Here is a 20,613-nt window from a genome sequence, read left to right as displayed (position 1 = left end):
ATTGCTCCCTCTGGCGCCGAAAACACCAACACCGAGCACAACAACACCACTACAAAGCCCGCGGACACACTCAACAAACGCGACTGTAGTACTAGTGCCCTCAAGCCGGCAGCGAATACCCCCTCCTGCAATCTCGGCCCGGATCCCCCGGACGGCAACGACCCCCGGTAAGGCCATATCCAACCGGATATTCGGGTTGTATATGGCACCCATTCGTGACGGTTTCGTCCCTACAATTAGATGTCGGCCTCTGCGACATTCACGTTGCGGGAGCGGCCAAATAAGGAGGACCGCGATGGGTTTGGGAGACAAGATCCACAACGCTGCCGAGAAGCTCCACGGTAAGGGCAAAGAAGCCGCCGGCGACGCCACCGACAACGACCGGCTGAAGGCCGAGGGCAAAGGCCATCAGGTCAAAGCCGACCTCAAGCAGGCCGGCGAGAAAGTCAAAGACGCCTTCAAGAAGCACTAACACAAACAGCCGGACAACAGCGCGGCGGACGGATCACACCGCCGCCGCGCGAACGACTGCCGGCCAAAACATCTGCCCAGCGCTCTTCACGCGCCCATGCCACGGCGGCCGCGGTGGACCCGGAACCAAGGCAGCGACCCTGGCGTTCGCCAACCGGGGTTCGCGCCGCCCCGGCATGAGTCCAAGCCTGTATTAGCCCGGTTTGATCTGGCTGGCGCCATGGTCGCGGTAGATGCGTTCGCCTCCGACGACCTCCAGGTTCCGGATCTGCCGCGCGGTGTCCCGGCCCCCGTACTGGTCAGGCGCAGCCTCCCGCGCACCACCGAGGCGGTGCTGGAAATCCTCGAGCGAAACTTCCCCACGCCGGCCATCCGCCCGGAGCACGTCCTGGACTGACCCGGCATAGCCAAGGTCTGAGAGATTCCTGCCACTAATGTTCCGTGTTAGTGGTTTGTTTGCGTTGATCGGCTCCGGTATGACCTGCGTTCCTACGTGGTCCGGGCATCCTGGCTTCAATGACGGGGTGCCCATCGTGGACAAGACAAGCTTCATCAAGAAAGGATCCCGCTCTCATGGCGAGGCGCTGCAGTTCTAACAGCGGACCTCGTCCCCCTGGTTTCATGAATGTGGAGAAGGTCGGGCGGCCGCGGGCCGCCCGACCTTCAGTCTTCATGATCGAGGCATCAGGAGGTGGCACCCGCGGACGGTGCAGGGGTCGCCGTGTGCTTGGCTACCAGGTGCTCGATGATCTTTTGGATCTGGGCCCCGTAACCTCCGCTGAGCGCGGTTGTTTTGATCTTGGTCGCCTGGGCATCCACGTCTACCGGGCCGGCGCTCTTGAGGCCCTGCAGATCAGACTGCAGGTCAGCCGGCAGCTTGGCGAACAGATTCTTGCGGGCGATGACCTGCTCAGCAATCGTTTGTGCACCGGCACCCGGGTTGGAAGACCTCAGGACGGTGCGTAGTTCCTGAACGAATCCGGCCTTCTGCACCCCGGTCTTCTGCAGGTTTTCGGCCCGCTTCTGGAACTCGGCGCCGTACCCTCCGGACAAGGCAGTCGTTCTGATCTTGACCGCGTCCTTGACCCGGTCTGCAGGGGTGGCGTTTTTCAAGGCGGTCAGGTCCGTTTGAAGAGCGGCGGGCAGCTTGGCGAACAGCTGCGGGTGGTTGACCAGGCCGGCGGCGATCTTCGCGGCCCGGTCACCGACAGCCTGCGGGCTGTTGTCTCTAATGTTCAGCAACGCAGGCAGCAGGCTGCCGCCCGTGTTTGCCTTCGCCTGGCCGCCGGCTGAGGCACCGGCAGTTGCAAAAGCGGACGGGGACGTGGACGGGGCAGTCGTCGCCGAGGCGCCAGTGACTCCGAGGCCAATCATCGAGCCGGTGGCGAGGACAGCTGCCGCCCCGACGCCGATACGGGTTCTCATAGGCATCCTGGAGACCGGTTCTTCTCGTGTGAACATTCATGTTCCTTTCACTTCAATAGGCGGCCCACAGCCACCGCTTGTGGCACCAGATCTTGTGGCACCGAACGGCTACACCTGAACAATAGGTTTCGTGCCTGAGCGCCGACTGATTATTAGGCAACCGCAAGCTGTCAATCCGGGACAAATGACGTCAGCGGGAACAGCCCTCCCTGGTCCTCCTGGAACGCGGGACGGAGAGAGGCCGCCCGGACGGGATCATCCGCGACCCGGTGTTAGTGCTCCGCTTCTGCGGCAGCCTTCTCGGCGTCTTTCACGGCGTCTTTCTTGGCGCGCAGAGCCTCCGCCTCGTGCTGTACCTCGGCTTTTTCCTGGTGGATGACCTCCGCGAAGAGCTTCTCCATCTCCTTGGCCACGCCGGCAGCTGAGGCCGGGTTCTGTCCGGTCACCAGCCGGTCGTCAACCACAACCTTCTCCTCAAAGACATCAGCGGAGACGTGGGTGGCGCCCTGTTCCTCCAGCCGGTCTGCCAAGAAGAACGGGATGACCTTGTCCTTCCCTGCGGCAACCTCCTCGTCATTGGTGAAGGCGGCCACCTTCCGGCCCTCGACGAGGCGAAGCCCGTTATCCAACACCACGTTCAGCAGGCCAGCCGGGCCGTGGCAGACCGCACCCACCAAGCCGCCGGCGTTGTAGACGCTGGCCACCAGATTCTGCAAGCCTTCGCTGTCCGGGAAGTCCCACATGGTGCCGTGGCCGCCCACGAGGTAAACGCCGTCGTACTGGTCGGGATCAACGACGTCGACGCGCGCAGTGTTGTAGAGCCCGGCGCGCGCGGCCTCGTCCTCTGTGAAGGCAACCTGGATGGGATCTTCTGAGTCCACCTCGTCGCGCGGGGGCTGGCCGCCCTGGATGGACGCGAAGTCGACGAAATGCCCGGAATCCTTGAAGACCTTCCAGGGATGTGCAGCCTCGGCAACGTTGTAGCCGGTCTTCTCGCCCGTATCCCCGATCTCGGAAACGCTGGTCAGTACCATCAGAACTTTCTTCATGAAGTGCTCCTTTTCGTCCGACTTCCACCCTACGCCCCGCCCAATTCAGGCCCATAATCCCAGTCCTAGAGGTAGTAGTCGTCTGCGCCGGGGTCGGCGGACGATTCCTCTGCCGCAGTCAGATATTTATGTTCAGCCATACAGGCTCAACGAACCGAGGTGCCCGTCGGTACCACTCAGGATCGGCTTAGCGTGACTTTTCCGAGCCTTGGTCCTCAAGCCCCGGGCCCCAGGGTCGGTCCGCTCACCGCTTGTGGCTACCTCATGGCGATAGTAGGTCATCGAGCAGTCGTTGAATTATCTCGGGCTGCTCGATGTTGGCGAAGTGGCCGCAACGCGGGATCGTCGCCGTCTGGACATGTGGGACTATATCGGCCAACCGGACCAGATCAGACGGAAGCGTGAACACATCGCTGTCCCCGCGGGTGGCCAGCACCGGGCAGCGGATGACGCGCCACTGGCCAAAATCGTAGTGCGCCGCGTCCCGGGCAGCCGCGGAGAAGCTTGCCGGCCGGGCGTCATCGGCGAGCCCGCGGATCACCGACGCGGAGATGGCTGCGGGGTCTGCGAAGAACGGGGACATCAGCAGCCCCATCACAGGAGTGGTGCCGATTGCACGGACCAGCGGCCGCCCTGCCGGGCCGAGGGCCGCCGTGGCGCGCATGGCCAGCAGCATGCCGGTAAACGCCGGGAAGCTGGACAGGCTGCGCAGTGGCCTCCGGGCCGCCTCGGCCGCTCCGAAGGTGGTGGCTGAAATGGTGGCTACGCTGGCCGTCCGCTCCGGCCAGGCCGCGGCAATATGCAATGCCAGGAAGCCTCCCATGGAGTGGCCGATCAGGTTCCACCGCCGGTAGCCCAGCGCCTTCAGGGCCTCGGTGATAGCGCGTGCCATCGCCTCGATACCGAGATGTTCCGGCCGGGTACCCTTCGTGGATTCGCCCCAGCCCGGCAGGTCAATCAGCACCCGGTCATGGCCCGGTGCCGCGGAATGTAATGGCCGGAAGGTAGTCCAGGATCCGGCGGCTCCGTGAAGGTATACGTCCGCTGTGCCGGAAGCGTGAGACCGGCCTCCGACGCCCTGCTGGACACGCACCGTGCAGGGACCCAGGCCGGTGGGGAGGATCTGCCGCCGAAGCGTGGGCGCGCCGGTGGGGGTGGGTACCTGCTGAACACTCATGGTCACCTTCCGCTCTTGGTCTCTGAGAACTGATTCGCAGCCGCAGGGGTGATGGACCGGTCTTGCAGGCCCCCACGCCGGAACCCTGGGACTACAGAGTGCCGGAGCGGAAATGATCCTCCGTGCTCCGGTACGGATCAACAACGAAAGCCCGTCAAGCGCCTGGCCCGGGACCGGCATGCACGGGGCCTCCGTCGCGCCGCCGTCCGGGCTACCGTCCTTGAACTGGTTCGGCCGGCAGCAGGCAGCCGGTGCGGGTCAGGACACGCGACGGAACTGACCGGGCGTCACCTGGTCCAGGACGGGCAACACCAGCTGGGCGGAGGCGCTGCTGATTGGTTCGTCGAGCCGTTCGTTGATCGACGTAGGCCCTTCCAGTTCCCCGGACGCTTCTCTTTCCATGCTGGAACCCCGGACACGACCGAGCAGCGTCGGGTCCAAGCACGCGCGGCGCGGGGAAAGAGCAAAGGATGCTGCGCCAAACCTACAACCAGGCAGTGAGTGCCCGGGACCGTCGATAAAATGTTGCGCGGGACATTCCGAGGTCGCGGGCGACCTGCGCGGCGGGTTCGCCTCCTTAGGCGAGGCGGAGGGCGCTTCGAATATGGCTGTCGGGTCTCGCTGTGCGATACAGCCTGAACTGGCGAGTTCTGAGGGAGTCGCGTCCTCACCGCTCGCTCAAGCATCGCCTCGATTATGCCCGGTCGGTGCAGCTCCCGCGCCTGGTAAGGGCGGCTTGTGAAAACGTGAAATATCCGGCGCCAAGGATTTGCTAAGCGCAGCGACAGCTTGGTTGTCTCTTCTGAAGTTGGTGTACAGGATATGTTCGAGGTGTTCTTCCAGCAGGACTTAAGACTGGGCTCCACCAAATACGCCGAGAAGCATGTGAGTCGTCAGCCCCAACCCTCGTCCCTGCCGTGATCCAAAAGCACAGCCGTGGCAAACCAGCCGCGCCTCACTTCATCCATGGACCGAGCTCCTCGGCACTTGTGTCAATGGTTTTCCCCTGCCGGCCGGAACGGGTTGAAGAAGTGGGATTTGAATCCGGGCCCGGGGTCCGGGCCCATTCGCTGCGGGGGTGGCCGCGGGTCCAGATGGCTTCCGTGGGCGTCGTCCGCGGCCAGATGAGTCGCCCGAGGGTGACGATGGCTAGGTTAACGGCGAGTGCCGGAACGCCGATGCTGAGGCCGCCCAGGTCGATGCCGGAGATGTAGAGTCCGAGTGTGGCCAGCACACCGCCGGCGAGGCCTGCCGCCATCACTCCGGCACGGGTTCTGGAACCGAAGATCAGCAGGGCGACGGGTACGATGAGCTGGGTGAAGCCGTAGTATGCGGTGTTGATGAGGGTGCCCATCAGATTGGGTACGACCAGTGTGAGCACGATTGAAATCAGCAGGTATGCGGCGATGATGGCGCGGACATAGTTTTTTTGGCGCTTTTCGGGTACGGCCACCAGGACGTTGCGCGCAACCAGTGTTCCGATGCTCAGTGCGGAAGCGGCCAGAACAACGATGGCACAGAGAGCGGCGGCGCCGGCGACGATGCCGACAAGAAATTCCGGCAAGAGGGCGCGGGCAACTTCGATGAAGGCGAGATTTGTGTTGGCGCCGGTCAGTCCTGGGACCGCTGAAATCGAGTAGTACGCCGTGATGAGCAGGAACGGGTACATCAACATGTACAGCGGCATGCCGATTTGGGTTCGCTTTATGGTCCTGGCCGACTTTGAGCTCATGATGGCCTGAACGACAAAGGGGAACATATAGAACCCGACCGCCTGAAAGAGCATGGTCGACATGGTGTGCAGCATCGGTCGCCCGGGCCCGATGGTTGTGTGGCCCGAAAGCGCATCCGCTTGGGTCGCGATGTCCGGGATCGACGAGTTCATGGCCAGGACGAATACCGCCACAGCGATAATGGCAAAGACCAGTGCGAAGTCCTTGACGAAGCTGACATACGCCGGCGCTTTGATGCCGGACAGTAAAGCGAAGGCCAGGGCGATGGTGACGCCGATCATGACGGTGACGACAGGCGTTAAGCCTAGGCCCAGGCCGGTGAGCGCAACGGTCAGGCCGGTGAGCTGGAGCTGTGCCCAGGGAATCAGGAAAATAACGGACAGCAGTGCGGCCGTAAGCTCGAGCGGACGGGAATTGAAGTGGCCGCGGAGAATGTCCGGGAGCGTCACCGCCGAGTAGCGTCGTCCGGCCTTGAAAAGAAGCGGCAGGAGGAAGTAGCCGATCGGGTAGCCGAGCAGGATATATCCCATAAACCAGACGGCGAAGCCGGCGCCCTCTGCGTACACGCCGCCCGGAAAACCGACGACCGTCCCGATGGAGTAGACCTCTCCGACAACGAGAATGAAGAGCAGCAAGCCGCCGAAGCTGCGGCCGCCGACGAGGAAGTCCTCCGTTGTCTTTACGCCCCGTTTTGAGTAGATGCCGAGCGCCATGGCCAGGACCAGGACAAGTGCGAAGGCGGCGACCGCGGTCATTTTGCCGGCCCCTCAACGTCTGGGGTTTCCTCATCGTAGATGTCGTGCCGGTCCCATCGGCGCCACGCAACCGCCATCAGGGCTGAAGCCGTCGGGAACATCACGAACACGAACAGAAAAATCGCGGGGACGCCAAAAATCCGGGCGTCGGATGGACCGAGAACAGCCACCCCGGTGATCATGAGGACGAACGGCAGGACAAGTGCTAATAGCAGGCTCTTGGGATTGGGATTCACGGCAACTCCTTGGCTGGGCCCGGTTTTGCTGGCGGAGCCCGTCTTGGCGGGAGATGTATTGCTGGTCGAATGCCCTGGTCCGGAGACCGGGGATGACTGCTCTGACGTTATGTGTGGATCAGGCTCCTATGCCTTCTCCGGTGCACGTCCCGGCGGTGCGAGGGTCCCCGGGCGGGGGCGGCTCCCGGGAGACGGGCTCGGAGCAGGGCTTACCCGCCGCTGATAACCGGGGATGGGCCGGTTGCCTGGCCCGTGGATCAGGTGCACGCTTCTAGGGTAAGCCCGTAGGGGATGTGGTCGCTCAGTTCGACGGTGAATTTCCCTGGTCCTGTTTTGGTCACCAGGATGCCACAGTTGCGGTCCTGCCTTGCCAGGTTCTGGAATTCCTCGACCACGATATCCAACAGCGTGTCTGCTTCGTTGACGGTGGAGGCGGTGATTGTCGTGGGGGCCGGTGAGGTGGTCATGCGGGAGTCTTTCTGTTGGTGGGTCCGTGCGGGGCCGCTTCCGGTTTTCGGGGTGGTTCTAGCTGTTTGCGGATGCGGTGACCTCCGCACTGGCGTAGACCCGTCGTCCTCCTGTCCAGGTTTCCAGAACGGAAATGCTGCCGACCTTTTCGGGCGGTGTCTGCAGCGGGTCCGCGTCCAGGACGACCAGGTCGGCCAGTTTGCCGGGTTCCAGGGAGCCGAGTTCGTGGTCGGAGAAGAGCTGCCAGGCCGCGTCTATGGTTTGGGCCTTGATGGCCGTCCGGATGTCGATGCGGAAGCCGGGGCCGAGCACTTTTCCGGAGGGGGCCAGCCTGGTCATGGCCGCCTGCATATTCAGCAAAGGGGATTCCGGGGTGACCGGGGGATCATTGTGCAGCGAGAAGCGCATGCCGGCCTCCGCCGCGGCACCGGCGGGCGTCCAGGATTCGGCACGTTCCCCGAACAGTTCGAGCAGGATGTCCCCATAGAAATGGATATGTGCCACGAAGAAGGAGATGGTGGCACCAAGCCGGTGCGCCCTTCTGACCTGCTCCGGGGTGATGGTTCCGCAATGCTCCATCCGGAGTCTGGTGTCTTCCCTGGGGAATTCACGCTGGATCTGTTCGTAGACATCCAGCACCGTGTCGACGGCGATGTCCCCGTGGACGTGGCAGGCCATCTGCCATCCCTTGCTGTAGTGGCTGCGGCAGATCTGCAAAAGCTGCTCTTTGGTGTAGTTGGAGCAGCCCCTGTGGCCGGCAGGGACGCCGATGCTCTCGGTAGCGGGGCTTTCTTCGTATCCGAAGCTTGTTTCAATATTCCCCACCCAGGGGGAACCGTCAGTCCAGACCTTGATCCCGACAGGACGGAACAGCGCCGGATCGACACCGGCGAGGCCGTCCTGGCCGGGGGCGGGGATGTCGGCGCGGATGCCGGACATTTCGTAGGAGCGGATACGCACCGGCGCGGTGCGCTCCTGCTGGTATTTCTGCATCAGCGGGTAGGAGTCAGGGTGGAAGGCCAGGTCCCCGGTGGTGGTAACACCCGCGGCCGCCATACGGTTCAGTTCGTGGTCGAGGAAGTCGGAGAACTTGCCCGGCCCGGCGTCCATGACAGGGCCCATGAGAATCATGGAAGCCGGCAGTTCCAGTGCCTCTCCGGTAAGGTTCCCGGCCGCATCACGCAGGTATTCCGATGCGCCCGGGTTGGGGGTGACGGGGCCCAGACCTAGCCGTGTGAGGGCTGTCTGGTTGGCCCAGGAGGAGTGGGCCGAATAGTGCATGACCGACAGCGGCACCGTGGGAGAGAGGCCCGTGAGGAAGGCGCCGCTGATGCGGGGCAGCTCCGGCAGCAGCAGGGGATCCCAGCCGAAGGCGGCAACCCACGCCTGCGGGCCGGCCTGTTCCGCGGCGGCGACTGCCTCTCGCAGTTTCTCCAGCACCGCTTCGGCGCTGCCGCAGACCGAGGCCCGGATATCGATTGCGTCGGGGCCGATGAAGTTCATTTCCGCGGTGGGGTGTCCATGGGCCTCGACGAAGCCGGGCAGGATGGTCCGCCCGAGCATGTCCCTGATCTCGGTGTCCGGGCCGGCCAACGCGATCATCGCCTCGTTGCCGCCGGTGGCAAGGACCCGGCCGTCTGCCAGGAGCAGGGACTGGACGGTGGTGAAGTCCGGATCGACGGTGTGGATGTTGGCGTTGATGAAGACAGTGGTTGCCTGCATGGGTGTTCCTTCCGGGTCAGGCTGCCGCGGCGGCGGAGCGGGGCTTGAGCAGTATGAAGATCAGGGCTGCGGCGAGGACGAAGAACGCCGCCTGGGAGGCCAGGCCCAGGCCGTAGGCCTGCGCCGTCAGGGCAGGGCCGTCCATGAAGATGCCGGCGATGGGGCCGGCCAGGGCAAAACCGAGTCCGAAGCCGAACTGCCCGACGGCGGGCTTTACCGCGCCGACCGCACCGAGCTGGTCTGCCGGGGCGGAGCCCATGATGACCGCGCTCTGGGGGTTCTGCATCCACATCACGGCGAACCCCACAATGAACAGACCGGCGGCGGGCAGCAGCAGATCGTGCGGGTTCTTCAGCAGCACCTGCAGTGCCAGCCCGGCCGCACACAACAGCAGCCCGGAGGTGAACATGGTCCGGTTGCTCAGCCCGAAGCGGTTCTGGGCGATCCCGGCCGCGGGGGCGCCGCAGATCATGCCCACATACATCAGTGCCACGATGGCCGAAACCGCCGCCGCAGGCACCCCGGCCGGCAGCGCGAGGGCCGGGTACTGTCCCAGCAGAGAGGCATCTGCCCAGTTGAACAGCACCCCTGCCAAACAAGCAGCGGTAAAGGCCGGAAGCCGGAACAACTCGACCGGGAACGCAGGATGCTTGCAGCGCAGCTCCCAGAGTGCGAAGGCCGCCAGGACCATGGCAGACACGCCGAGCCCACCGAGCACGAGAGGGTGGCCCCAGCCCAGGGTTGAGGCACGGCCGATGGAGTACACCAGCGCCACCAGGCCCACGGCGGCCAGTAAGACGCCGGGCGCGTCAAACCGCCGCAGAACGGAGGCGCGGTTCTCGGGCATGAACCGCAGTGCGGCCACGCCCAGCACCAGACACAGGGCCGCGGTCGCCAGGTAGGTGGACCGCCAGCCGAACAGGCCCTGAACGGTCCCGGACAGCGCGGTGGCCGCGACGATCAGAGAGGCCCCTGCACCGAAGAACAGCCCGAAAGCCTTGGGCAGCTGTTCCCGCGGGTAGAGAGTCGGGATGAATGCCAGGCACATGGCAAACGAGGTGGCGGTCGCCACACCCATCAGGGCCCGGCCCAAACCAAAGATCAAAGGAGTGGCCGCTGTGGCAGTAATGACCGCGGCCGCACCCATCAGAAGCGTTCCCGCCACAAGTGCCCGGCGTCGGCCAAACCGGTCACCGAGAATTCCGACGCCGAGCATGCTGGCGGCCAGGATGATGGTACCGATGCTCTTGATGAACGACGCGACAGCCGGGTCCATCCCCAGCTCCCGTGCGGCCTGAGGCATGGCAACCGAATGAAGCGCCGGATCCACCCCCTGCAGCCCGCCGATCAGAGCCACGCAAATCATGGCCCCCAACACGGGACGGCGGGAGCGCCGCTGACGCCCGGTCCACTGCTGCGGCGCAGGGGTAGACACCGGAATGCGGCCCGGATTGCTCCGCGCCGGAGGTTGGGTCTGCTGGGTACTCGACATTGATGTTCCTTTACGGGGGACGAGAGATCCGGGAGTGATAGTGCCGTGAGTCACATCATATTCCACGCCGTGGATTATGTCGAGCAAATTCCACCACAACCGATGCCAACGGACTGACCGGGGCCCCGGATGCCGTCGGTCAGGCGGTGGCGACCGAGGGTTCCGCGGCTATCGCCTGGGCGGCGGCCAGCAGCATCCCCCGGTGCAGGGGCTGTTCACTGCCGTCTTCGAAGCGGAATCGGAGCGCAGAGATGGAGGGAAGCGCGCCGATGCTGTCCAGCTGCCGGCGGGCCGGACGTTCCACATACCGGCCAAGCCGGGCGATGTATCCATCCACAATGAAGTCCTGTGGATTAAGCACCGCGGCTACCGTGTCGACGGTGATGCCCAGCCACTGGCCGGCGTCGTCGAGTTCGGCCAGAACCCGCGGGTCGCCTTCGTCGGCAAGGTTCAGCAGCTCTTCGATCATGCGGGCACGCTCCGCCGCCAGCGTTGCCAGGTTGCCGTATCCCTCCCTGTTTGAGCACCGTTCGTACAGCCCTGCCAAGCCCAGCCTGGTTTCCACGCAGCCCCGGCGCCCGCACCAGCATTGCCTCCCTGATGGGTCCACGACCACATGCCCGAACTCGCCGGCCAGGCCCGAGAAGCCGTGTTCCACCATTGACCTGCTGAAGATGCCGCCGCTAACGGCATAACGGCCGCCCAAATAGGCTGCCGTACGTCCTTGGTCCGCAGCCCCGGGCCGATGGAGACGCGCCAGCATCGCATAGTTTGTTTCGCGGTCCATCCGGACCAAAAAGCTTCCGGCTACCCCGCGCGGCAGCGCGCTAAGCATGCCGCGGACGGCGTCACGGAGGGGAAACCGGGACCACCCGTTCACTATGGAGCGGACCACTTCCCCCGCTCCGCTGTCCGCTGCCCCGGCAATGCCCAGTTCCACGGCCAGGATCCGGCGGCCGTCCCCATGGCAGCGCCCGGCTGCCCGCTCCAGTGCCGCTTCCAGATAGGGAAGATAGGCTTCAATCCCTGTCGTCTCCGGCACCGGAAGCTCCTCGAAACTGATAACAGTACCGTCGAGCATGCCGACGGACATGCCGATGGATCGCCTGTCGAGCATCAAACCAACCAGCGCCCACCGGTGGCCGGCCAACTTGATTGGGCTGATCGGCCGGCCCATGCCGGGCGGAGCGATTTCGGCGGCTTCGACCACCAGGTCCCGTTCGCGCAATTCGACAATCAGCTTGGTTAGTGCGCTCACACCCAGACCGCAGCGCGAAGCGAGTTCGGCCCGGGAAAGCGGGCCGGACGAAACGAGTGCCGCCAGCATCCGGGACAGGTTATGTTCGCGCAGGTTGATAATGGAGCCGCCAGCATTCCCAATCGGCAACGGGCGCAAAACAGAGGACATCCGAAAACTCCAAAGGTAGGAAAGCTCCAAGTATGGAAAACTCTAACGAACTTCCCTCTAAGACGATCCACACCCACCGAGGGAGTGGCGTCGCCTTGATCGGCTGATCGTCAACGTGCATGGAGGCAGGCGGTGTTTTCTCAAGGGTACGGTCTCTGATTTTCAGGTAGGCCGGGTACGCCTCGGGTGTCTTTAAGGTAGATCCGCGAGGGGTTCGCCTCCAGGGCGGCGCGTCCCTCGTCAGTGATTATTACGTTCCCGCGGCTGGGACCCTTAACCAGACCAGCTTGTGAAAGGTAGGTCAGGGCCGGAGGTGCTCAGAGCATTCGGCGGCATTGGAGATGCGACCTGTACGGCGATCGCTTCGGCCAACCGTGACATTAGTTCCAGGGGGCCTGGCGGGTGCTTGTTCAGGTCGATTGCGTGACAGTGGATAGACACTGTGCTTCCTACGACTTCGTGGATCTGGCGTTCTTCCTCACCTGGGCCAAAGCGGTGGTGACGAAGTCTTCAAAAGTTCTCCACATGTCAAACAGGAATGCTGTAGTGGTGATCTCTCCGCTGTCTTGTTCGAGGGAGGAGTTTTTGAGGATGATCTCTGCAAAGACTAGGGCCCCCCTATACCTGGAGTCGAGTCTCGTGAATTGGATGCGGGGCCGCTCGTGTCCGCTGGTCAGGGTGGTGACCCCGTCCAGTGATTCCGTCATTTTGCGTAAAGCTGTCCTGATCTGATGTGGCACCAGGACACCAATGCCAAGATTCTCAATTGGAGGCGTTCGCAACAGTGTCCCCGGGCGGGAGCGGCAGCCGTTCCACTGGACTGTGCGGAACCTGGAGTCGAACTAGGCCTCGGGCAAGGCTGGCCAGCGCCGGTTAGATTTTGCCGATAAAATCGGCGACGTGCAGCAGGTTTTTAAACACGCGAAGGAAGTCGTCCGGATAGGTCCTGCGCGGGGTCACCACCTCCCGGCCCTTCGTGTTGGTCTAAGTATCAGCGTCCCGCTTCTGGGTCTGCTCGCCCTCGGCCGCCCGGACCTAAGCATCTACGCCGTCTTCGGTGGGTTCACCGCCATGTATGGACGCAACGATACTTACCGCCCGCGGCTCGTACACCAGGGGCACGCTGCGCTCCTTCTCACCTCGGGCCTAGCTGTTGGTGTCTGGCTCTCCATAGCTGGCGCCCAGCCCTGGCTCCTCGTCGTTGTCGAGTCGCTGTTCGCCGTGGCAGCATCACTGGCTGCGGACAGGCTGCGCCTCAAACCCTCGGGACCCTTCTACGCGATCTTCGCGCTCGGCGCCTGCGCATCGGTGCCGACAACTGTCCCGTTCTGGCTCGCTATAAGCATTTGCGCAGCCTCCGCAGCGTTTTCCATGCTGGTCGGCATTACGGGATGGGTCCGGAACCGGATCTGGTCCCCCGCCCCGGCGCCGGAGGTTACGACAGCGGCTAATGCGCAGCCGCGTGCTATGCGGGTGCACGCGGCCCGCTACCTCATCGCTGTCGCCACTGCCGGTACGCTCGGCGTTCTCGGCGGCGCAGGGCACGCCAATTGGGCCATGGCCGGAGCAGCTGTACCCCTCGCTGCAACGAACAGGAAAAGCCGCATCCTTCGCGGCGTCCACCGGGTCGCCGGAACTTTTGCGGGAATCCTCCTCACCGCACTCATCCTGCTCCCCGGGTTCGACCGGACGACGCTGACGTTTCTGCTCATGGTCTTGCTCTTCCCCACAGAACTTTTCATGATGCGCCACTACGGGCTGGCCATGATGTTCTTCACCCCCGCCATCCTGATCATGAGCCAACTCGCCCACCCGATCAGCCGACAAGCACTCGTGACGGACAGGGCAATCGAAACCCTCATCGGAGCCTCCATCGGCATGGCGGTAGCCATTCTCGTTCGCGAACCAAAAGCCCAAACGAGGAACTAGAGAGCATGCCTCGTCATCCCCGGCAGCCTCTGATCGCCCGGATCCGACACAATTTCGAGGAATCCGACGGCGACTACTCCTACCGGCGCTTCTACGCCGACCTGGCCGCGAAACGGATCGAGTGTTTGCGCGAGCTGGGGCGCCAGATCATGCGCCAGGTGGGCCTTGAGGCGTGCCGGCCGCGGCCATGCCCGTCGACGTCGGGCAGTCCCGGCTGGGCGCCGGGGTCAGCGGCTCTGCCGGAACAACAGTTTTGTGTCCGGCAGGTCATCCGCCGCATTGGACAGCACCGGGGGCGGGCCCGCACACCAACGCCAGCACCGGGTCCACACGTTCAGATGACGCAACGGCGGCTGCCCGTCTGCTGCGGCAGCCACCTCGACGGAAGCTCCCCCGCTCCCCGCCGAGGGCCGCAAGTCCGGCCTGTGCTAGATTTCGGCGCATGACCTCGCACCGTACAATCCACCAGGCCGACGGGCCCGTTGCCGCCGCCATCGGGCTGCTGGCACGGCAAGGCTTCGACGCTACGTCCGTTGAAGAACTCGCGGAGGCCGCGGGGATGAGCCGCAGCACGTTCTTCCGGAAGTTCGGGTCGAAGGAGGACGTTGTCTTCGCCGATCACGAGCGGATCCTCGGCCAGGTTATCGAACGGCTCGCGGAATCACGGCAGGAGCCCCTGGCCGCCATTGAAGACGCGGCGCTCCTGGTCTTCGATCACAACCTGCGGAGCTGCGAAACCTCGCGCGCTCGGTACGAGCTGATGCAGGCCGTTCCGGCGCTCCGGGACAGGGAGCTGGTTACCTCCCACCGGTACGAGCGGGCCTTCCTTCAGCACCTGACGGCCAGGCTGCCCGGCGGCGTGCGTCACGAGCACACGGCGGTTGCCTTCGCCGCGGCCGTGGTCGCCGTGCACAACGCTTTCCTCCGGCAGTGGCTCCGCGGCGCGCCCGAGGACGGGGCACCCGCCTCCGGCGCGCCCGGGGACGTGGAACCCGACGCTGCGGCCCGGGAGAGATCCACCGCGCTGGCTGCCGAACTGCACGCCCTGTCCGGCATCTTCCGGCCGGTTCTATTAGGCCCGCTCGCCACCGCCCAGCCGTCCCCGACCGTCGTCGTGACCGTCCTGACCGCCGGCGCGGACAAGGAGACGGTCGCGCAGGCGGTCCGCGATGCCCTGCGCTGAGGCCGACAGGACCGGACTGAAACCGCGTTTCTTGACGTGGAACCGCGTTTCATTGCATCCTTAATCGACGTGGCGTGGGCCACAGGACTCGGTCGGCCAGCAGCCGCCGCTGAACTTGAGGACTAAGACATGACGACGACGACGCCAGGTTCCGGGCTCACCGCCACGGCCGCCGCGGGCAATTTCCCCACCGGCACGGAGGAACCGGACTACGTCCTCACCGAGGCCCTCGGCACCGATCCGGCGTCGGTCTTCACCGGCGTCGGGGCCGAAGACCGGGAGTACTGGGACCGCGCGCGGCATTTCGTCCAAGACGAGGTACTTCCCGTCATTGACGGCTATTGGGAACGCGGCGACTACCCGCTGCACCTTCTCCGGCGCCTCGGCGAACTGGACCTGCTGCGCGACGGAGTTCCGGTGGACGGTTTCCCTGCGATGAGCAGGATGGCGGCCGGACTGGTCACCATGGAAATCAGCAGGGGCGACGGCTCGGTGGCGACCATGATCGCGGTCCAGGGCGGCCTCGCCCTCCGCTCCATAGCCGAGTGCGGCTCTTCCGAGCAGAAGGAACGCTGGCTGCCGGCAATCGCGGCCGGGACGGAATACGCCGCGTTCGCGCTGACGGAGCCCACCCACGGCTCCGACGCGGTCGCCCTGGAATCCACCGCCACCGGAACGGCCGGCGGATTCCTGCTCAATGGCGAGAAGAAGTGGATCGGCAACGGTTCCGTCGGCGGGGTAAGCGTCGTCTGGGCCCGGGGCGGGGACGGCCGGGTCCACGGTTATCTGGTCCCGCAGGACACCCCCGGCTACACCGCGACGAAGATCGAGGGCAAGCTGGCCTTGCGTGCCATCTGGCAGGCGCACATCCGGCTGGAAGGCGTCTTTGTCCCGGACGAGAACGTGCTTCCCGGGGCACGGACTTTCAAGGACACGGCGCGCGTCCTGCTCGCCACCCGGCTGGGCGTTGCCTGGTCCGCCGTCGGCCACGCCACCGCCTGCTATGAAACCGCGGTCCAATACGCCCGGCAGCGCCTGCAGTTCGGCCGGCCGCTCGCCGCTTCCCAGATCGTGCAGGAACGCCTGGCCCGGATGCTCAGCGAACTCGCCACGATGCAGTTGATGGTCGTCCAGATGACGCGGCTCGATGAGGAGGGCGCGCTCACGCCGGAACAGGCCTCGCTTGCCAAGTACACCTGCACCCGCATTGCCCGGGCCATCGCCTCCAACGCCCGGGACCTGCTCGGCGGCAACGGCATCCTGCTGGCGAACCGTGTTGCCCGGCACCTCGCCGACATCGAGGCCATCCACACCTACGAAGGCACCGAGACAATGCAGGCCCTCATCATCGGCCGCGGCATCACCGGTATCTCAGCCTTCGTATGATCCACGCCGCCCCGTCACTTTCGAAAGGACTTCTCATGAACCAGAACGAAAATATCCCCGTCATCCTCGGAGGTGCCCGGACCCCCTTCGGCCGGTTTCGCGGCGGCCTCACGCCCCTCTCATCCAGCGACCTGGGCGCCCACGCGATCCGGGCCGCACTGGAACGGACCGGCGTCGCCCCGGAACAAATCGGCGCTGTCATCGTCGGCCAGGTCATCCAGGCCGGCGCGGGCCAGGGCCCCGCGCGGCAGGCCAGCCTGGCCGCCGGTATTGGCTGGGACGTGCCGACGGTAACCATCAACAAGCTCTGCCTGTCCGGGCTCACGGCCGTCATCGACGCCGCCCGGATGATCCGTGCGGGGGAAGCCGACTTCATCGTGGCGGCCGGCCAGGAGTCGATGACCAACGCCCCGCACCTCGTGCCCGGACTCCGCGCCGGCGTCGTTATCGGCGACGCTCCGATGCTCGACTCCCTGAACCACGACGGCCTGCAGGACCCGGTCAGCGGCCTCCTGATGGGCGCCGCCACCGACGCCGGCAACGCCGAGCGCGGCATCGGCCGAGCCGAACAGGACGCCGTCGCTGCCCGTTCCCATCAGCGCGCCGAAGCGGCCCGCGCCGCCGGCGTGTTCGCGGAAGAAATCGCACCGATCCAGGTCCCCCAGCGTAAGGGCCCCGCAGTGACCTTTGAGCACGATGAGGGTATCCGACCGGAAACCACTGCCGAATCCCTGGCGCACCTCCGGCCCGCGTTCTCCAAGGACGAGGGCGCAACCATCACCGCCGGATCCGCTTCCCCGCTCTCCGACGGGGCCGCGGCCCTGGTGATCGCCAGCAAGGCGGCGGCTGAAGCCGCGGGGCTGAAATGGATCGCCGAAATCGGCGCCCATGGCCAGACGGCAGGCCCCGACGGTTCCCTGCATTCCCAGCCCGCCCGCGCTATTGAACGCGCTCTCAAGCTGGAGGGGCTCACCGCGCAGGAGCTCGATCTCGTGGAGATCAACGAGGCCTTCGCGTCGGTCCTCATCCAGTCCGCCAAGGACCTGGGCATCGAGACCGACGCCGTGAACGCCGACGGCGGCGCCATCGCCCTCGGGCACCCGGTGGGCGCCTCGGGCGCGCGCCTGGTCCTGCACCAGGCGCTGGCGCTGAAACGCCGCGGTGGAGGCACCGGCGTCGTTGCCCTCTGCGGCGGCGGGGGCCAGGGCGACGCCCTGATCCTCAAAGCATGAACATCCCAACGAAGAAGCAGGCCATGACCAACACCCCTTCCGCCGACGGCTTCGCAACCATCTCCGTCGCGGCCATCCTGGCCGAGGCCGCCCGCAGGACGCCGGAGCGCATCGCGCTGATCGTCGGCGAGGACGAGACCAGCTACGGCGAGCTGTGGCGCCAAACCCGTGCCTACGCCGGGGCGCTGCGTGCGCGCGGCATCGGCCCCGGCGACGCCGTCGCCGTCCTGATTCCCAACGTTCCGGACTTCGCCAGGGTGTACTACGCCGTCCTATCGCTCGGAGCCATCGTGGTTCCGGTCCACGCCCTGCTGAAGGCCCGCGAAATCGAATACGTACTCCAGGACAGCAGCGCCAAGTTGCTGGTTTGCGCCGCCCCGCTGCTGAAGGAGGGGGCCGCTAGCGCCGCGGCCGGCGGGATCGATGTGCTGACGGTGATGGCGCCCGGCGACGACGGGCTGCCCCGGCTGGAGGCCGAAGCCGCGGCGTCGGAGCCCATCCCCGGCTATGTCCCGTGCCGTCCATCGGACACGGCCACGATCCTTTACACGTCCGGCACCACCGGAAAGCCAAAGGGAGCCCTCGGCACCCACTTCGCCCTGGTGGAACAAACCAGCGTCCTGCTGACGAGCGTGATGGATTTCAAGCCCGGTGACGTCCTCTTCGGCGGGCTGCCGCTTTTCCACACCTTTGGCCAGACGGTGGTTCTCAACGCGGGGCTCCGCGCTGGCGCCACCGTCGTCCTGATGCCCCGATTCAGCGGCGAGGGCGCCCTCCAGTTACTGGAGCGGCACAACGTGAACATCTTCATCGGGGTGCCCACCATGTATGTGGCGCTTCTTGAAGCGGCCAAGACCACTGCCGTCCGACCGGCTGCGCTGCGCTACTGTATCTCCGGCGGAGCCTCCCTCCCGCTGGCTGTTATGGACAGGTTCCGGGACGTCTACGGCGTTGACATCCACGAAGGCTACGGCCTCACCGAAACGTCGCCCGTCGCCGCCTTCAACCACGTCGGCACACCGCCCCGGCCAGGCACCATCGGGGTTCCAATCTGGGGCGTCGACATTGAAATCGCCCGGGCAGAAGCCGTTGAAAGCATCGAGTTGCTGCCCGCCGGCGAGCTGGGCGAACTCGTCATCCGCGGGCACCTGTTGATGAAGGGCTACCTCAACCGGCCCGAGGACACCGCCGAGGCGATTGTCGACGGCTGGTTCCGCACCGGGGACCTCGGGACGAAGGACGACGACGGCTATCTGCGGATCGTGGACCGCAAGAAGGACATGATTATCCGCAACGGCTACAACGTCTATCCCCGCGAGGTGGAGGAAATCCTGCTCACCCATCCGCAGGTGGTCAGCGCGGCCGTGTACGGAGTTCCGCACGATGTCCATGGCCAGGAAATCGCCGCCGCGATCGTGCTGGATGCGGGAGCCACGGCCACCGAGCCGGAGCTGATCGAGTTCGCCAGCGCCCAACTCGCCGCCTACAAGTACCCGCGCGTCATCAGGCTGCTCACGGAACTCCCGCTCGGCCCCAGCGGAAAGATCCTCAAACGGAACCTGGCCACCGAGTCCAACGGACGCTAGTCGGCCCAACTGGGTCGGTCAGAGCCTGGTATCGAAGGAATCGCAGAACACGTTCCCGTTGAACGTGCCCTGGAACTCGGACGTGCCCTGGATCTTCTCGACCGTGGCCCGGATTGCCTCCCGGGTCCCGGCATGGGCGTGGATGACGGTCTGACCATCGGCACCTCAATGAGGTGGTTCGGCTGATTCAGCGACACGAACAGCGTGGGAACCTTGGTGACATATCACGGGATTTCCACGGACATCAGGGTGGACCACTTGATCCGGATGGACGCCTCCTGCGCGAAGCCCTTGACGTTGGCGAATACGAACGCGGCTCACGGACAAGAAGTTCACGCCTGTCTCCCCCGCGGCTTCACGCTAATCCGCCGTCTTGAACAGGTGCACTTCGAAGCCGGGGCTTTCCTGCTCGTCCCTGACCGTGTCCAGGTAGGCCAGCGGATCCGCCTGTGCGTCGCCGGGGTGGGGTTATCGGCAGGTTGTTCGCGGTGTCCTAGACGAGGGTAACCGTCTTGTCCGCAATTTCCGCCGCCACCGCCCGGTGCGCGGCGCTGCCGATCATGTCTGCGTTCGCCCGATCATCTGCTCATCTGCGACGGATCCGTCCGTTGAAACCGAGCTCACCGCGGAGCAGGTCCTGTAGCAGTTCCGGGGCAAGCGTGGCCGGCAGGATAACTTCTGCAACCCGCCGCTGACCACCATGGCGTCTCCCATCGACCAGCCCGGCCGGGTGGCCGTGTCCATGCTGCTGGCACAGCTGAACCCGTGCCCGTTGGAGGCACCCGCCAACGCTCCGTGATGCCCGCGCATCTCACGGTCCGCGGCTCCACGGGACCGGCTCCGCTCCCGCCATGACACCGGCTGGCGTCAACCAGTTTCGTATCCCTGCGGAGCTTAAGTCCAGAACTCGTCCGCCGCGGCCGAGTCTTCAAAGAATTCCCTGCCCTCGATGACTTTGCCGTCGCGGAGCACGAAGGCGACAGTGGAAGCGGCGTCCAAGGTCTTTCCACTGCTGGTTGCGTGGCTTCGCTGGATTGCGACAGTATGGTTTTCACCCCCAACGATGTCCTCGACCGCGGCTCGGAAGGAGCCCTGCGAGCGCGCTCCCAACTCGCCGAAATAAGACAGGACGGCGTCGCGTCCCTGCTTCGTCCCGGACAGTACGCCGTTGCCGGCTGCGTACCAGACAGCGTCTTCCGCAAACAGTTCGTTGAGTGTAGCCATATCCCCCGCATTGAACGCTTCGTATCCGCGGCGGACTACTTCAGCGTTTTCTTTAGCGCCCATGATGGACACCTCTCCGTCATTCTTTTCGGGATTGGGACGGCTTAAGGTTAGTCCTGCTTCCGGTCCCTGTCGAC

The 20,613-nt window shown here is 65.0% G+C and carries 20 protein-coding genes and 2 pseudogenes; 8 read left to right on the top strand and 14 right to left on the bottom strand.

Annotation, left to right across the window (positions count from 1 at the left end; translation table 11 throughout):
* Positions 1-295: 295 nt before the first annotated feature.
* The gene (locus ABIB14_RS15430) at positions 296-472 is read left to right on the top strand and encodes a CsbD family protein (RefSeq protein WP_354236794.1); all 177 of its coding nucleotides are present in this window, start codon (positions 296-298) and stop codon (positions 470-472) included.
* A gap of 219 nt (positions 473-691) precedes the next feature.
* On the top strand, positions 692-868 hold the full coding sequence (locus ABIB14_RS15425; RefSeq protein ID WP_354236793.1) for a hypothetical protein: 177 nt from the start codon (positions 692-694) through the stop codon (positions 866-868).
* Positions 869-1,155: 287 nt separating this feature from the next.
* On the opposite strand, the gene ABIB14_RS15420 is transcribed toward ABIB14_RS15425, so the two are convergent.
* The 13 genes and pseudogenes from ABIB14_RS15420 to ABIB14_RS15360 form a co-directional block, all read right to left on the bottom strand.
* Complete coding sequence (locus ABIB14_RS15420; RefSeq protein ID WP_354236792.1) at positions 1,156-1,896, bottom strand: hypothetical protein; 741 nt, start codon at positions 1,894-1,896, stop codon at positions 1,156-1,158.
* 272 nt (positions 1,897-2,168) lie between these two features.
* Positions 2,169-2,945, bottom strand: a complete 777-nt coding sequence (locus ABIB14_RS15415) for a type 1 glutamine amidotransferase domain-containing protein (protein ID WP_354236791.1) — start codon at positions 2,943-2,945, stop codon at positions 2,169-2,171.
* Between the two features lie 262 nt (positions 2,946-3,207).
* Positions 3,208-4,122, bottom strand: coding sequence for an alpha/beta fold hydrolase (locus ABIB14_RS15410; protein ID WP_354236790.1), 915 nt, complete (start codon positions 4,120-4,122; stop codon positions 3,208-3,210).
* Between the two features lie 258 nt (positions 4,123-4,380).
* On the bottom strand, positions 4,381-4,524 hold the full coding sequence (locus tag ABIB14_RS15405; RefSeq protein WP_354236789.1) for a hypothetical protein: 144 nt from the start codon (positions 4,522-4,524) through the stop codon (positions 4,381-4,383).
* 82 nt (positions 4,525-4,606) lie between these two features.
* Positions 4,607-4,735, bottom strand: a pseudogene (locus tag ABIB14_RS15400) (helix-turn-helix domain-containing protein); the annotation flags it as partial.
* Positions 4,736-5,077: 342 nt separating this feature from the next.
* A complete protein-coding gene (locus ABIB14_RS15395; RefSeq protein ID WP_354236788.1) occupies positions 5,078-6,610 on the bottom strand; it encodes a sodium:solute symporter family protein in 1,533 nt (510 codons plus the stop codon).
* Positions 6,607-6,846, bottom strand: a complete 240-nt coding sequence (locus tag ABIB14_RS15390) for a hypothetical protein (RefSeq protein WP_354236787.1) — start codon at positions 6,844-6,846, stop codon at positions 6,607-6,609. Before ABIB14_RS15390 ends, ABIB14_RS15395 begins: the two co-directional genes overlap by 4 nt.
* 257 nt (positions 6,847-7,103) lie before the next feature.
* Positions 7,104-7,313, bottom strand: coding sequence for a hypothetical protein (locus ABIB14_RS15385; RefSeq protein ID WP_354236786.1), 210 nt, complete (start codon positions 7,311-7,313; stop codon positions 7,104-7,106).
* Between the two features lie 58 nt (positions 7,314-7,371).
* Positions 7,372-9,036: an amidohydrolase gene (locus ABIB14_RS15380; RefSeq protein ID WP_354236785.1), complete on the bottom strand. Its 1,665-nt coding sequence runs from the start codon at positions 9,034-9,036 to the stop codon at positions 7,372-7,374.
* Between the two features lie 16 nt (positions 9,037-9,052).
* Entirely contained in the window at positions 9,053-10,528 is a 1,476-nt protein-coding gene (locus ABIB14_RS15375) for an MFS transporter (RefSeq protein ID WP_354236784.1), read from the bottom strand.
* Positions 10,529-10,667: 139 nt separating this feature from the next.
* On the bottom strand, positions 10,668-11,936 hold the full coding sequence (locus ABIB14_RS15370; protein WP_354236783.1) for an ROK family transcriptional regulator: 1,269 nt from the start codon (positions 11,934-11,936) through the stop codon (positions 10,668-10,670).
* Between the two features lie 140 nt (positions 11,937-12,076).
* Positions 12,077-12,241, bottom strand: a complete 165-nt coding sequence (locus tag ABIB14_RS15365) for a hypothetical protein (RefSeq protein ID WP_354236797.1) — start codon at positions 12,239-12,241, stop codon at positions 12,077-12,079.
* Between the two features lie 144 nt (positions 12,242-12,385).
* Positions 12,386-12,676: a 5-methylcytosine restriction system specificity protein McrC gene (locus tag ABIB14_RS15360; RefSeq protein ID WP_354236782.1), complete on the bottom strand. Its 291-nt coding sequence runs from the start codon at positions 12,674-12,676 to the stop codon at positions 12,386-12,388.
* Positions 12,677-12,836: 160 nt separating this feature from the next.
* Between ABIB14_RS15360 and ABIB14_RS15355 the strand changes: the two genes are divergently transcribed.
* The 6 genes and pseudogenes from ABIB14_RS15355 to ABIB14_RS15330 form a co-directional block, all read left to right on the top strand.
* Entirely contained in the window at positions 12,837-13,865 is a 1,029-nt protein-coding gene (locus tag ABIB14_RS15355; RefSeq protein WP_354236781.1) for an FUSC family protein, read from the top strand.
* 442 nt (positions 13,866-14,307) lie between these two features.
* Entirely contained in the window at positions 14,308-15,048 is a 741-nt protein-coding gene (locus ABIB14_RS15350) for a TetR/AcrR family transcriptional regulator (protein ID WP_354236780.1), read from the top strand.
* A gap of 129 nt (positions 15,049-15,177) precedes the next feature.
* Entirely contained in the window at positions 15,178-16,434 is a 1,257-nt protein-coding gene (locus ABIB14_RS15345) for an acyl-CoA dehydrogenase family protein (RefSeq protein WP_354236779.1), read from the top strand.
* Positions 16,435-16,469: 35 nt separating this feature from the next.
* Positions 16,470-17,666, top strand: coding sequence for an acetyl-CoA C-acetyltransferase (locus ABIB14_RS15340; RefSeq protein ID WP_354236778.1), 1,197 nt, complete (start codon positions 16,470-16,472; stop codon positions 17,664-17,666).
* A 23-nt stretch (positions 17,667-17,689) separates the two neighbouring features.
* On the top strand, positions 17,690-19,252 hold the full coding sequence (locus ABIB14_RS15335; protein ID WP_354236796.1) for a long-chain-fatty-acid--CoA ligase: 1,563 nt from the start codon (positions 17,690-17,692) through the stop codon (positions 19,250-19,252).
* A 673-nt stretch (positions 19,253-19,925) separates the two neighbouring features.
* Positions 19,926-20,107: pseudogene (locus ABIB14_RS15330) on the top strand (substrate-binding domain-containing protein); the annotation flags it as partial.
* Positions 20,108-20,146: 39 nt separating this feature from the next.
* On the opposite strand, the gene ABIB14_RS15325 reads toward ABIB14_RS15330, so the two are convergent.
* Positions 20,147-20,539 (bottom strand): nuclear transport factor 2 family protein, encoded by a 393-nt coding sequence (locus ABIB14_RS15325; protein WP_354236777.1) that lies wholly within the window; start codon positions 20,537-20,539, stop codon positions 20,147-20,149.
* Positions 20,540-20,613: the final 74 nt, after the last annotated feature.

This window comes from Arthrobacter sp. UYEF3 (assembly GCF_040546245.1).
Classification (GTDB): Bacteria; Actinomycetota; Actinomycetes; order Actinomycetales; family Micrococcaceae; genus Arthrobacter.
Note: the sequence above shows the minus strand (reverse complement) of the source record. Positions and strands in the feature narration are given on the sequence as shown.